Source organism: Proteus sp. NMG38-2 (assembly GCF_020640995.1).
Lineage (GTDB): Bacteria > Pseudomonadota > Gammaproteobacteria > Enterobacterales > Enterobacteriaceae > Proteus.
This window is the reverse complement of the sequence record NZ_CP085481.1, coordinates 3,399,065-3,412,431: the sequence shown is the minus strand read 5'-3', so window position 1 is coordinate 3,412,431 and position 13,367 is coordinate 3,399,065. Positions and strand designations below refer to the sequence as shown.

General features: G+C 40.7%; 21 protein-coding genes. All 21 read left to right on the top strand.

What is annotated here, in order from left to right; translation table 11 throughout:
- Positions 1-259 precede the first annotated feature (259 nt).
- The 21 genes from LG402_RS16220 (at position 260) to LG402_RS16120 (ending at position 13,356) form a co-directional block, all read left to right on the top strand.
- A complete protein-coding gene (locus LG402_RS16220) occupies positions 260-577 on the top strand; it encodes a phage holin, lambda family (protein ID WP_036934638.1) in 318 nt (105 codons plus the stop codon).
- Entirely contained in the window at positions 570-989 is a 420-nt protein-coding gene (locus LG402_RS16215; protein WP_159363449.1) for a structural protein, read from the top strand. The genes LG402_RS16220 and LG402_RS16215 overlap by 8 nt, the downstream gene beginning before the upstream one ends.
- Positions 990-1,187: 198 nt before the next feature.
- The gene (locus tag LG402_RS16210; protein WP_198630278.1) at positions 1,188-1,730 is read left to right on the top strand and encodes a KilA-N domain-containing protein; all 543 of its coding nucleotides are present in this window, start codon (positions 1,188-1,190) and stop codon (positions 1,728-1,730) included.
- On the top strand, positions 1,730-2,134 hold the full coding sequence (locus LG402_RS16205; protein ID WP_227335953.1) for a hypothetical protein: 405 nt from the start codon (positions 1,730-1,732) through the stop codon (positions 2,132-2,134). The genes LG402_RS16210 and LG402_RS16205 overlap by 1 nt, the downstream gene beginning before the upstream one ends.
- A gap of 82 nt (positions 2,135-2,216) precedes the next feature.
- Entirely contained in the window at positions 2,217-2,666 is a 450-nt protein-coding gene (locus tag LG402_RS16200) for a lysis protein (protein WP_227335952.1), read from the top strand.
- Positions 2,663-3,082 carry a hypothetical protein gene (locus tag LG402_RS16195; protein WP_161681352.1) on the top strand — a complete coding sequence of 140 codons (420 nt, stop codon included), beginning with the start codon at positions 2,663-2,665 and terminating at the stop codon, positions 3,080-3,082. The genes LG402_RS16200 and LG402_RS16195 overlap by 4 nt, the downstream gene beginning before the upstream one ends.
- A gap of 1,125 nt (positions 3,083-4,207) precedes the next feature.
- On the top strand, positions 4,208-4,597 hold the full coding sequence (locus LG402_RS16190; RefSeq protein ID WP_227335951.1) for a hypothetical protein: 390 nt from the start codon (positions 4,208-4,210) through the stop codon (positions 4,595-4,597).
- Between the two features lie 65 nt (positions 4,598-4,662).
- Positions 4,663-5,010, top strand: a complete 348-nt coding sequence (locus LG402_RS16185) for an HNH endonuclease (RefSeq protein ID WP_115349553.1) — start codon at positions 4,663-4,665, stop codon at positions 5,008-5,010.
- A 162-nt stretch (positions 5,011-5,172) separates the two neighbouring features.
- A complete protein-coding gene (locus tag LG402_RS16180; RefSeq protein WP_099660116.1) occupies positions 5,173-5,643 on the top strand; it encodes a phage terminase small subunit P27 family in 471 nt (156 codons plus the stop codon).
- Positions 5,644-5,646: 3 nt separating this feature from the next.
- Complete coding sequence (locus tag LG402_RS16175) at positions 5,647-7,380, top strand: terminase large subunit (RefSeq protein WP_227335950.1); 1,734 nt, start codon at positions 5,647-5,649, stop codon at positions 7,378-7,380.
- A 9-nt stretch (positions 7,381-7,389) separates the two neighbouring features.
- Complete coding sequence (locus tag LG402_RS16170; RefSeq protein WP_036901038.1) at positions 7,390-7,569, top strand: hypothetical protein; 180 nt, start codon at positions 7,390-7,392, stop codon at positions 7,567-7,569.
- Entirely contained in the window at positions 7,569-8,798 is a 1,230-nt protein-coding gene (locus LG402_RS16165) for a phage portal protein (protein ID WP_023582514.1), read from the top strand. Before LG402_RS16170 ends, LG402_RS16165 begins: the two co-directional genes overlap by 1 nt.
- Positions 8,776-9,420, top strand: a complete 645-nt coding sequence (locus tag LG402_RS16160; protein WP_180273015.1) for an HK97 family phage prohead protease — start codon at positions 8,776-8,778, stop codon at positions 9,418-9,420. Before LG402_RS16165 ends, LG402_RS16160 begins: the two co-directional genes overlap by 23 nt.
- 13 nt (positions 9,421-9,433) lie before the next feature.
- The gene (locus tag LG402_RS16155; RefSeq protein ID WP_227335949.1) at positions 9,434-10,642 is read left to right on the top strand and encodes a phage major capsid protein; all 1,209 of its coding nucleotides are present in this window, start codon (positions 9,434-9,436) and stop codon (positions 10,640-10,642) included.
- Between the two features lie 95 nt (positions 10,643-10,737).
- Entirely contained in the window at positions 10,738-11,046 is a 309-nt protein-coding gene (locus LG402_RS16150; RefSeq protein ID WP_088495899.1) for a head-tail connector protein, read from the top strand.
- Positions 11,043-11,366: a phage head closure protein gene (locus LG402_RS16145; protein WP_223672500.1), complete on the top strand. Its 324-nt coding sequence runs from the start codon at positions 11,043-11,045 to the stop codon at positions 11,364-11,366. Before LG402_RS16150 ends, LG402_RS16145 begins: the two co-directional genes overlap by 4 nt.
- Entirely contained in the window at positions 11,363-11,803 is a 441-nt protein-coding gene (locus LG402_RS16140) for an HK97-gp10 family putative phage morphogenesis protein (RefSeq protein ID WP_227335948.1), read from the top strand. Before LG402_RS16145 ends, LG402_RS16140 begins: the two co-directional genes overlap by 4 nt.
- Positions 11,800-12,135 (top strand): hypothetical protein, encoded by a 336-nt coding sequence (locus LG402_RS16135; RefSeq protein ID WP_223672498.1) that lies wholly within the window; start codon positions 11,800-11,802, stop codon positions 12,133-12,135. The genes LG402_RS16140 and LG402_RS16135 overlap by 4 nt, the downstream gene beginning before the upstream one ends.
- Positions 12,136-12,200: 65 nt before the next feature.
- Positions 12,201-12,668, top strand: a complete 468-nt coding sequence (locus tag LG402_RS16130; protein WP_227335947.1) for a phage tail tube protein — start codon at positions 12,201-12,203, stop codon at positions 12,666-12,668.
- A gap of 2 nt (positions 12,669-12,670) precedes the next feature.
- Complete coding sequence (locus LG402_RS16125) at positions 12,671-13,051, top strand: phage tail assembly chaperone (RefSeq protein WP_088495895.1); 381 nt, start codon at positions 12,671-12,673, stop codon at positions 13,049-13,051.
- A 41-nt stretch (positions 13,052-13,092) separates the two neighbouring features.
- Positions 13,093-13,356 (top strand): DUF4035 domain-containing protein, encoded by a 264-nt coding sequence (locus tag LG402_RS16120; RefSeq protein ID WP_227335946.1) that lies wholly within the window; start codon positions 13,093-13,095, stop codon positions 13,354-13,356.
- Positions 13,357-13,367: the final 11 nt, after the last annotated feature.

Below are 13,367 nucleotides of genomic sequence, written 5' to 3'. Positions count from 1 at the left end.
TTTTAATTCCCCCGAATTCGAGGGTGTTACCTTCATTGATGAGGGTAACATAGTTTAAGTTATTGATATTGTTCCGATGTCGGAATTCCGATAACGCTATTTCACATGTTCGGTTATTCCGAGCAACTCATTTTGAAGATCGCTTAGGCGGTCTTTTTTCGTATATGCCGACCACAGAACAATTACCCTCGTTATCACATTCACACAAGAGCTGTGAGTCGGCGTTCTATTAACTAATTCCTCCAAATAGGGGGTGAGTATGAATCATATGAAAGAAACCCCTGAGTTTTGGGATCAAGTATTCCAAGTTATCGCCGCTCATAAGGAGCAAGGAATTAGCGCGTCACTAGCAACTGGCATGGCAATTCTGCGTGGTAAGTACAACGGCGGTGGCTGGAAGAAAACGTTATTTGATGGTGCTATGTGTGCGTTGTTTGCATGGTTTGTAAAAGACCTCTTGACGCTACTTGGCCTTAATCATGAATTGGCATATCTGGCTAGTGTATTCATTGGGTATGTCGGTGTGGATGGATTAAGTAAACTCATTAAGGGTAAGGCAGGACTGAAAAATGACTAAACCAGCACGCGGTGAACGCAATAACAACCCAGGCAACATTGACTATAACCCACGTAATAAATGGAAAGGTTTAGTCGGAATTGAAACGGGAGTTCCTAACCCTCGATTCTGTGTCTTTGAGTCGCCTGAGTATGGCATCAGAGCAATTTATAAACTAACTCAAACATATCAACGTAAATATGGTTTGAACTCAGTATCAGCAATTATTAATAAGTATGCACCGCCAGTTGAGAACAACACGAATGGTTATGTTAGCCGTGCATCAAAAGAGATTGGTGTTGGTATTAATGACAAGATAGATACTCAATCAAAGTCAGTTGCTATCTCTTTAGCAAAAGCAATCGTGGGCGTTGAGTTGGGCTATCAACCTTACACAGATAAAGTCTTTGAAGATGCTTGGTTGTTACTTTAACTCAATAATTAATCCTATCTCCTAGCCTCGCATTTGCGGGGCTTTTTTGTATTTACGTTTACGTTCTGTGCATAGCACGCACATTTAAATAACCAAGAGCCTACAGAAAGTGAGCCTGAGAACTGCCGTTATAGCTGGCAAGCTCTCTTGGGGCGGCTTTTCTGTGCTAACAGGCTCCCTTTCTATAGGAAATATGCAATGAAACACCCAAAAGTCATAATTAATGGTGTGTCAGTACGAGTTGATAACGTAGGTCGATATAACCTAAATGATCTGCATGCAGCTGCTGTGCTAAAAGGAGAGGCAGATGAATCTCAACGACCGAATAAATTTGTTAGAAGTGCATCAGTTAAGCGCTTTATTTTGGCTCTTGATGCCAGACGACAAAAAAGTCGTCTGAAAGAAAATCAGTCACTTAAGGTTGTTAATGGTGGTAATGAACAAGGTGTCTGGGCTGTTGAACTTCTTGCCATCCGTTATGCCGCATGGATTAAGCCCGAATTTGAAATCAGTGTGTATGAAACATTCCGTGAGGCAACGCTTAATGGAATTTCAAATATGACTAAGCTAAATCGTCTTGATTTACAAATTAGTAATGAAAAGGGGGAGCTTAGTTACTGCGGTAAACGAATGAATAATTGGGGGGTCGGTGGACGCAAGAAAATGCTTGAAACGGCAAGGCTGAATATTATTGCTCAAATGGATCCTGATTTGGTGTCATTAATGGAAAGGGAAGAGTAATGAGCGATATGTGGGGAAATGATCTAGATAAGAAAATTAAAACGGTTTCTTACATCGTCTGTGAATTGTTCTTAATCAGGCAGGTAGCTATGCACTGCCGCCCTATTTTTAGAACCTCATTAGGAGACATTAGGTTTGGCGTAGAATCATTACAGAGCTTCCTTCTTTCTTACTATAGCGCAGGAATGTTATCTGATTTTGATATCGCAATGCATTTCATATCCATGTTGAAAAATAACACAGAGGCAGAACCTAGTGTCATTATTTCTCTATTCCCTAACCATAACTTAACGGATGAAGCTGTAGAAGAAATATCAGGACTCCTAGAAGATTTAGCTCAAATGGAAACAGATACAAAAAAGGGAAGATTAAAAGCATTCAGCCTGCAAGGTTGCATGCACTGATATGAGGAGCCTCCGGTTTTAGAGTCTCCTTTTTCTTTTTTTTGAAAAGAGGTGTCCTTGATTTCAAGGAGATGAAATAACCATGAATATGTTAACTAAACTTTTAGCTGGTGGCTTTCTCATTCTTATATTCTGGCTTTGGTGGGTAATGGATGACTACGACAAATTAAGTAAAGATTACAGCACAGCAACCAATCAGTTATCTCAACAAGTCGAAATCAACAAAGACTATCAGGCACGTATCACCCGATTAAATCAACTCGATATTCGTCACTCACAGGAGTTAGCCAGTGCAAAGAATGAAATTGATAGTCTGCGTGATGCTGTTCGCTCTGGTTCTAAGCGGGTGTATGTCAAAGCCGAGTGTCCAGCAGTCACCAAGAATTCCACCGAAAGCGGAAGCGATGAAGCCACCGCACGACTTAGCAAAGCAGTTGAACAAGATTATCTACGTCTCAGAGAAATGATAGTCGAGAACGAGCAGCAAACTTTGTATTTACAGGATTACATTAAAACGGAGTGTTTACGATGAGCGAGCAAGCATCAAAGGTGCTGATTGATTTACTGGAAAAGGCATCTAGTGGTATCGATTCTGCGGTGGCATTTAGTCAGGCGCAAATTCCTGAAGTTATTAGTCAGTTATTAGCATGGAAGATGGCGATGGGTATCATTTGGTTTGCTTTTGGCTTGGCGACTATTGCATTCGCTATATTTATTCCCGTATGGGCTGGTCGCCAGCGTCGAAAAGGTGCTTTATGGACTTATTATGATGGAGATGCTCGATTTAATCTGAGTTCAATTTCGTATGATTTCATTAGAACACCATTTCCACTTGGCTTGCTTTTTATTGGTGTGCTCATTTCAGTTGTGAGCTTAAATTTTTGGCTGAAAATACTAATAGCTCCGAAGTTATATCTAATCGAATACGCAGCTTCACTAATTAAGTGACAAACAATAAGGCAGAACAAAACAAACCTCGCAATAGCGGGGCTTTTTAATGGAGAAATATCATGGCAGTAGAAGGTTCAGATAATCCAGTTAAATTCCGTGAAGAACTGGATAAAAGCATTCCAAAAGAATAAAAAAGCCCAGCACGGGAGGCTGGGCAATACTAACAAGATATCAATTAAAGTGTAGCGATAGCTACTTAGTATAGCTTAGGTAAATATATATACCAGATTGATTATTCTTATCTATCTCCTACCTAAATAAACAGCGCAATATAAAAATAACCCTGTGAGTTTGGGCGCCCACAGGGCTTTCACTAGTATGTGAGAAAACAATAGATTACCAATATTTAGTAAGCCAATCTGTTAATAATCAACGTAAGTTTTTAAAAAACAATCTTTCTTTGCCTGTTTGTCGTAGAGCAAGTTACATGGCGGTAGATCATTATCGTCGAAGTTCTCAAGCAAGTAGAAAAGGGCGAATGTTTGACGACTGCTTACATATTGCCAAAGTATGGGCGAATAAATTTGCTAAGGATATGATAAAAATATTTATATCTAGCGCGTTGTTATTTAGACATATTCTGTAAAAATAATAAGTTAACACAGGTTATTCAGCTATATTGGGTATGATTATTTTTTTAATTAATTATTTTAATGGATTTTATTTTCGTTTGTTCTTTGAGTCAGATTTTGTAGTGGCGAGGGAAATCAAGAATACAATAGCGATAATTGTGTATAAAAAATACATAATACCTCCTCGTTTGAATGTGTGTCAGAGAGGCTTTATTATTGATGTAAGGTCATTCGGGAAATAAACATCTATAACAAAAAACTAGCATTCTCACATAAGAATATAAGCCTATATATTAACATTAAAAGTAATTATCGAGAGTGATGTGAGTCTAATTTATATCATGAGTGTAAATTATTTATTTATTAATCATTTGGTTACAATGAAATAACATGCTGTAATTATCCATTACAAAGAATTGATTTTTTATTAAATTAATAGATGTAATTATAGTAATTAAATTCAATAAATATCATGTATTGAGAGGCGTTGATAGAGTTTATAGAGATAGCCATCAGTTAATAGCTGGTGGCTTTTTTATTGGAGAAGATTATGTCAGATAAAAAAGAGATAGATGAGCTGATTTACAAAGTCTCAGTAGATACAACTGAGTTAGATAAGTTAGAAGAACAACTCACTCGCATTAAACAACTGATGCAAGATGTAGGTATGAAACCTAAATCAATTCCACCTTTCTTCATTCAATCCTCAGGTGAGTTTTTTATTAAAGATGCCCTTATTAATTCGGCTGTGTTCAATGGTGTGCTTGTCAGTAATAAGCTAGAGCAGGACGCTAAGGCTGAGTTGGCAGATTTACGCATGCGAGCCAATAGTCAAGATATTGCTATCACTGAGTTAAAAAGAGTAATGGAAACTCAGCATCAAGCGTGGGCACAAGCTGTGAGTGAGTTAAATAACAAAACGTGGTGCAGTCAGAAGTAAAGGTGAGAAATCCCACCTTTAAAATCAAAGAGGAGAATAATCCTCTTTAGGTTATAGGAGATCATATGCCACCCCGCATACCTCGCGCATGTCGTAAACAGGGATGCGCCAAAACAACAACAGAACGTAACGGTTACTGTGAAGACCATCAGAACTTAGGATGGGAAACCCACCAGCGTGGTAAGTCTCGTCATCAACGTGGTTATGGTACCCAATGGGATAAGTTACGAGCACGCATACTCAAACGTGATAAGTATCTGTGTCAAGAATGCTTAAGGTCAGGACGAGCCACCGAAGCGAAAACAGTTGACCACATCATTGCTAAAGCACATGGGGGTACCGATGCGGAAGATAACCTACAAAGCCTGTGCTGGCCCTGTCATAGAACTAAGACCGCAAAGGAAGGGAAATAATTCCGTAGCTTAAAGCAACCCTATTATTCATAGGGGAGGGGCGGGTAAAATCCCTACCACTCTCGCCACCTAGGACCGCCCCCTTACCTCTTTTCACATCACCGCAGGTTAGAAAACTTTTTTTGGGGAACCCCAAGCGATTATTGATAGGAGATTTCTATTATGGCTGGACCGCCTAAAACCCCGTCACATCTGCAATTGGTGAGGGGGAACCCATCAAAACGACCGATTAATAAAAAAGAGCCAAAACCGCCAAAAGGGGTACCCCCAACTCCGAAGCATTTCACTAAGCAAGGTAAGTATTGGTTTAAGCGTATTGCTGAAGAACTTGATGCAATGGGTGTCATGAGTCAGATGGATGCCAAGGCATTGGAGTTACTCGTCGAAGCTTACACTGAATATCGACATCATTGTGATGTTCTCGATGAAGAAGGCTATACCTACAAAAACAATACAGAAAGTGGATTGATGATAAAGGCGCATCCATCTGCTGCAATGAAGGCAGACGCATGGAAACGTATTCGTGCCATGTTAAGTGAATTTGGTATGACTCCCGCCTCTCGAGCAAAAGTCACTATGAACACTCCTGCCGAAGAAGATCCTTTTGAGGCATTTTTGAAAAAGCGCAAATGATGAATGGCAATCGTAGCAGATGGAATTCAGTACGCCGAACAGGTGGTTGCTGGAGAAATTGTTGCGTGCGAACTGGTACGTTTAGCGTGCCAACGGTTTTTGAATGATTTAGAGCATGGGCCTGAACGTGGCATCTATTTCATTGAAGGTCGCGCACAGCACATACTTGATTTTTATAGTTTTATTCCTCATGTCAAAGGAGCATTAGCTGGTAAACCCATTGATTTAATGCCTTGGCATGTATTTATCTTAATTAATATTTTTGGTTTTGTTATTCCGTTAATTGATGAACAAACGGGTAAAGAAGTTGTAGATGAAGACGGTGATGTTGTCTTTGTCCGTCGTTTTCGCACAGCTTACAACGAAGTTGCACGTAAAAACGCAAAATCCACATTGTCATCAGGGATTGGGCTTTATATGACTGGTGCTGATGGTGAGGGCGGTGCCGAAGTTTACTCAGCAGCTACGACGCGTGATCAGGCTCGTATCGTATTTGAAGATGCGAAGAACATGTTGAAGAAGTCCAAAGCGACATTGGGTCGTTTATTTGAGTTTAATAAACTCGCTATCTATCAAGAAAGAACCGCCTCTAAGTTTGAACCGCTTTCCAGTGATGCCAACAACCTTGATGGTTTAAATATTCATTGTGGCATTGTTGATGAATTACATGCACACAAAACTCGTGATGTGTGGGACGTATTAGAAACCGCCACTGGTGCGCGTCTGCAGTCTCTTCTTTTTGGGATCACCACTGCGGGTTTTAATAAGGAGGGGATTTGTTACGAACTACGGGATTACGGTATTAAAGTGCTTCGTGGCCAAGTGGATGATGACTCGTTTTTCGCGATTATTTACACCTTAGATAAAGACGATGATCCCTTTAATGAAACCGTATGGCAGAAAGCGAATCCGGGTCTCGGTGTTTGTAAGCGCTGGGATGATTTACGCCGTCTAGCCAAGAAAGCCAAAGAGCAGGTTTCTGCACGGATTAACTTCTTCACTAAACACATGAATATTTGGGTCACGGCTGAATCTTCATGGATGGATATGATGAAGTGGGATAGTGCGCCTGAACTCGCATCACAACAGGAATTACAAACTTATCCGTTATGGGTCGGTGTTGACCTTGCTAATAAAATTGATATTTGTGCGGCAGCTAAAGTATGGAAACAGCCCGATAACGGTCATGTTCATGCTGATTTTAAGTTTTGGTTACCCGAAGACCGGCTTGAGCGTTGTTCTAAACAAATGGCAGAACTCTATCGCAAATGGGCTGATATGGGGCATCTCACATTAACCGATGGTGAAGTTGTCGATCATGCTCAAATTAAAGAAGAAATTATTGAATGGGTGACTGGCGAGAACTTAAACGAACTGGGTTTTGACCCGTGGAGTGCGACACAATTTAGTTTATCACTGGCTGAAGAAGGGCTTCCACTTGTAGAAGTCGCACAAACGGTGCGTAACTTTTCTGAATCCATGAAAGAGATTGAAGCACTGGTTTATGCGGGTAAGTTTCATCATGGTCAACACCCGGTTATGAACTGGATGATGTCGAACGTCACGGTTAAACCAGATAAAAACGACAATATTTTCCCTAATAAATCAACCCCTGAAGCCAAAATAGACGGTCCTGTTGCACTATTTACAGGCATGAGTCGATTATTGGTGAATGGTGGAGATCAGGAACAAAACCTCTCTGATGTCCTCGCTTCTCGAGGCTTACGCTCTCTCTAAGGAAATTTAATGAAATTTTTAACAATAACAGCCTTATTGGTTGGGATTGCGGGTGCCTTTTTGTTGTCATGGGGCGCTTGGTTAATCTACCCACCGATGGGCTATATTTGCGCGGGTTTATTGTGCCTTTTATGGTCATACCTTGTTTCAAGAGCGCTTGGACAACCTAGAAATAACAAGGAGGAATAATGTTTTTTCCTGGGTTATTTCAGAAATCTCAGAAAGAGATGACCTCATCAGAACTGAGTGAGTTAATTGGATTGTCTTATGACACTTATTCTGGTCGAAGAGTGAGTACACAACTCGCTATGCAACTGACTTCTGTATTTAGTTGTATTCGTGTTCTTGCAGAATCGGTAGGGATGTTGCCATGCTCTTTATATGAACAATTAGAAAGAGGAAATAAACGCGCCACCAAAGAACGGTTACACAAATTACTGGCGGTTAAGCCCAATAATTACATGACACCTCAAGAGCTTTGGGAGCTATTAATTGCCTGTTTGTGTTTAAGGGGGAATTTTTATGCTTATAAGGTGTACGCCCTAGGCGAAGTGGTTGAATTACTACCTCTCGATCCTAGTTGTGTCACGCCAAAATTAAATAGCCAATGGGAGCCTGAGTATCAGGTGACATTTCCAAATGGTAAAAGTGAAACACTGACACAGCAAGAAATCTGGCATGTGCGGATTTTTACTCTTGATGGTTTAGTGGGATTAAGTCCGATCGCCTATGCACGTCAGGCTATTGGTTTGGGATTAGCCACCGAAGAGCATGGTTCGCGTTTATTTGGAAACGGTGCGGTGACAAGTGGTGTATTGCAAACGGATCAATATCTAAAAGATGATGCTTATGAAAGACTAAAATCTGACTTCGGTGAACGGCACCAAGGGTTAGCCAATGCACACAAGCCTATGATTTTAGAAATGGGGTTGAAGTGGCAACAAATTAGTTTATCGGCTGAAGATGCGCAATTTCTTGAAACACGAAAGTTTCAGTTAGAGGAAATTTGCCGTATTTTTCGCGTTCCTCTTCATATGGTGCAAAACACCGATCGCGCCACATTCAATAACATTGAAAACTTGGGTATTGGTTTTATTAACTACTCACTTGTTCCCTACCTTATTCGTATAGAGCAACGTATTAATGCAGGGCTAGTAAAAGCCAGTAAGCAAGGGACTTTTTATGCCAAATTTAATACTGGCGCTTTATTACGTGGTGATATGAAATCGCGATTTGAAGCCTACTCAACAGGCATTAACTGGGGGATTTATTCGCCTAATGAATGTCGTGAACTCGAAGAGTTAAATCCTCGTGAGGGTGGTGATATTTATCTCACACCGATGAACATGACCACTAAACCAGAAACCCAAAAACAAGAGGAGAAAGCGCATGCCGATGACGACCAAACAACGGCTTGATGTGCCATTGAAAATTAAGTCTGTTAGTGACTCTGGCGAGTTTGAAGGCTACGGCTCCGTTTTCGGGGTAAAAGACAGTTATGCCGATATTGTGATGCCGGGGGCTTTTCTTAATTCCCTGAGTCAGTGGAAAGAAAAAGGTTCATTACCCGCCTTACTTTGGCAACACCAAATGGCTGAGCCTATTGGTATTTATACCGAGATGCGAGAAGACAGCACCGGACTCTATGTAAAAGGTCGTCTGTTAATTGATGACGACCCGTTATCTAAACGTGCACATGCTCATATGAAGGCCGGATCACTCTCCGGCCTTTCTATTGGTTACATTCTTAAAGATTATGAATATGACCGCAGTAAAGATGCCTTTCTACTGAAAGAAATCGACCTATGGGAAGTCAGCTTAGTGACATTTCCTTCCAATGATGAAGCGCGAGTCAGTGATGTGAAGTCAGCATTTGCTCGTGGTGAATTACCCACACAAAAAAGTATTGAGCGAGTCCTGCGCGATGTTGGGCTTTCGCGAACACAAGCCAAGGCTTTTATGGCCAAAGGCTACGATGCACTTTCTCTGCGTGATGTTGAGCAAGAAGCATTAGAAACATTGAAATCTATTTTTAAATAATAAAGGAAAAATTATGGCTATTGATCATAAAGACGTCAGTGAAGTTGCGCAGGAATTAAAAGGTCAGTTTGACGAATTTAAAAAGTCGAATGATAAACGCATCAATGCGATTGAAGCTGAAAAAAGTAAGTTATCAGAAACGGTTGATACCTTAAATAGCAAATTATCAGAGCTGGATGAATTAAAAAGCAATTTAGAAGCGGAACTTGCTTCGGTAAAACGTCCAGATGGCAACGTGACGAATAAAGATGTCTCTGAGCATAAAACTGCGTTTGAATTATTTGTGCGTAAAGGTACCGATGATGGGCTTGCGGAATTAGAACGTAAAGCAATGCAGGTCGGTTCAGATCCTGACGGCGGTTATGCTGTACCCGAAGAATTGGATCGTAATATCATTACGGCATTGCGTGATGAAGTGGTTATGCGCCAAGAGTGTAATGTGATTACGGTTGGCACAGAAAAGTTTAAACGCCTTATTAATCAAGGTGGCACAAATAGTGGTTGGGTTGGGGAAGTGGACAAACGCCCTGAAACCAACACATCAAAACTCGCCTCTATTGAGCCTGTATGGGGAGAAATTTACGGCAACCCTGCTGCTACTCAAACTATGCTTGATGATGCCTTTTTTAATGTTGAGCAATTCATCACCAGTGAGTTAGCCACAGAATTTGCGGAGCAGGAAGAAGCGGTATTTACCCACGGTGACGGTATTAAAAAGCCTAAAGGTCTGTTGGCATACGGCAGTGACGATAAAGGCGATAAAGAGCGTGAGTGGGGTAAGTTACAGCATTTGTTATTGAAAAAACCGACAGAAATCACTGCGGATGAAGTCATGAAATTGATTTACACCATGCGAAAGGTTTATCGTACAGGTGCTAAATTTATGATGAATAACAATACATTATTTCAAGTTCGCACACTGAAAGATGCTCAAGGTAATTATTTGTGGCAACCCGGTCTGCAATTAGGGCAACCTTCTGCATTATTAGGGTATGGCATTGCAGAAAATGAGCAATTTGCTGATGTCTCTGCTGACGCTGTGCCGATTGCTTTTGGTAATTTTAACCGCTGTTACATGATTCTTGATCGTATTGGTGTTCGTATGTTACGTGACCCATACACCAACAAACCGTTTGTCCATTTCTATACGACGAAACGTGTTGGCTCTATGTTGGTTGACAGTAATGCTGTGAAGTTACTGAAAGCTGGAGCCACTAAATAATCTGAGTTTATGTATCTCAGTTTCATAGATACCGCTTAATTGCGGTTTTTTTGTGCCTGCGATCGGGATAGGTCGCAGGATTTATTGGAGGTTTCATGGCATTTCCAACAATCGATGAATTGAAACGCCAATGTTATATCGATGGTGATCAGGATGATGATTTACTTCAACAAAATCTATCATCAGCGATAGCCGAAGTGGAAAGATTAACAAACCGAAAATTGTATGATGATGAAATACCTGAAAATGATCATTATGGCTTACTTCTTTCCGAAGATATAAAAATAAGGCTCATGCAAATGGTTGGTTTTTGGTATGAGAATCGTGAAGGTCAATCACTCCCCGAGTCACTATGTAATGCATTGCGTGAATATCGTATTAGACCTATGCGAGGGCAATCATGAAAGCAGGAAGATTGCGCCAAACTGTCATATTTCAACAGAACGTACCCATTAAATTACCTTCAGGGCAATTTAAAAAAGAGTGGATTGATATCGCTTCAGTGCGATGCGAAGTAAAACATCTTTCTGGTCGTGAACTGATATCCGCTAATGCTGAAATGTCAGAGGTTACTGTTAGAGTGTGGATGCGTTATCGACCCGACATTAACAGTACCTGTAGAATGGTTTGGCGTGAGCAAATTTATGATATTCAGTCAGTCATCCCTGATGAGAAATTGACTCGATTAGAATTGCTATGCAAACAAGGAGTTAAACAATCATGAATTTGGATTTCTCCGAGCTACTCGACTTATCAAGAGAGTTAGATGTTTTAAGCCGAGCTGAAAGTCATCAAGCGATGCGAAAAGCAACCAATGCGGCCGCAACGTTATTACGTGATGAAATCAGAACGTCCGCACCACGAAAGACGGGAAAATTAGCACGAAATATAGTGACCCGTAATCACAGAATGCGCAATAAAGGTGAGGTTTCTTCTGGCGTTTATATTCGAGGAAGTAACGCATCAGGCACAAACAGTGATACCTCTATGAAAAGTGATCATCCTAATAATGCCTTTTATTGGCGCTTTCTTGAAGAGGGTACTTCTAAAATGGCACCAAGACCTTTTATACGTACCACTTTTGATCGTGAATCGGATAAGGCAGCCAATTTAGCCATTAGCGAATTAAATAGAGCGATTGATGAGGCGCTAGGAAAATGACAGAGGCGGATATCTACGCAATTTTATCACCCGTATTACCTGATAAAGTTTTTCCGTATGTTGCTCCACAATCAAGCCCTGCAATAACAGCGCCTTGGTGTGTATTCTCTTTGTACGATGTCAAAGGCGATGTACTGAAGGGGCAAGCCGAAACGATGACAAATATTCAGGTTGATGTTTATGCCGATACGATTGATGAGGCGAGAACGCTTCGCTTGTTATTTGCTAATGCATTAACAAAATTAAGCCCTGTTGAAATTTCAGAGAAACAAGGCTACGAGCCTGATACAGGATTGTTTAGAGCAACATTTGAGTGCCAAGTTTGGCAATAGCATCGCCTTATTATTCACACTAAAGCCACCTTCGGGTGGTTTTTTTATGCCAATAGGAAATGATCATGTCTAGTAAATATGAAAAAACACAAGGCACTAAAATCAGTGTCTCGAAATTACCCGCAACAGAAGTTAACCCAGCTGATGCGGTATTTTTAGGGATTTCTTGTTCAACAAAAGAGATCAGTTATACCGGTGGGCAGAAATCAGATATTGATGTCACCACGCTCTGTTCTGAGGAGCAAGAAGTTACCAATGGATTATCCGCACCTGCAGAGCTCACTATTAATGGCAATTTCACTGATGATGAAGGCCAAGAAACATTACGTACCGCGTATGAAAATGATGAAGTTCATGCCTTTAAAGTGGAGTTCCCTTCGGGTATTGGCTATGCCTTTTTAGCCGAAGTGCGTCAAAACAGTTGGAGTGTTTCTACTTCGGGTGTGGTTTCTGCTTCATTTACCCTACGTTTAAAAGGTAAATCTAAGCCGATTAAAAACGGGACTGTTAAGTTAAATAAAGGTAGCGAATAACCATGAAAAAACCGTCATTAAAATCACTGGCTTTAAGTGAAAAGAATGCCTTTCGCACAAAGAAAGTGAATGTTGCTGAATGGGAAAATGCGGTCGTCATGCTTCGTGAGCCGTCATCACCTGCATGGATGAAATGGCGTGAAATTATTCATCATGATAATGCTGAAGATGAACATTCGTTATCTGACATTGAAATTGCACAACGTAATTTACGTGCCGATGTTGTGATGTTTATTGATGTGTTGCGTGATGAAAACGGGGATGTCGTTTTTGATGAATCAGACATCAACGATGTAATGGCCATTTATGGTCCAGTGCATTCTCGTTTATTAAAACAAGCGCTCGATTTAACTATTTCGGTTGATGATGCAGAAAAAAAGTAGCCCAGCCTGATACTTTCTTTTTAATGACATTGGCGCTCCGCATGGGGCGCACTCTTGATGAACTCACTCGCCAAATGAGTTTGAGTGAGCTTCGGATGTGGATGGCTTTTGATCGCATTAATCCCATTGGTGATATTCGTAGTGATATTCAAACAGCGCATATCGTTTCTTCTATTTATCACTCTCAAGGCGGTAAATGCACGCTTTCTGATGTGCTTTTACGGTGGGATCCCAAAGCAACCCAAGAAAGTGATGATAGTTCTAATGGGTTAGAGAATTTCTTTCAGTCTATTTCAGAAAATTAATTATTTTTGCG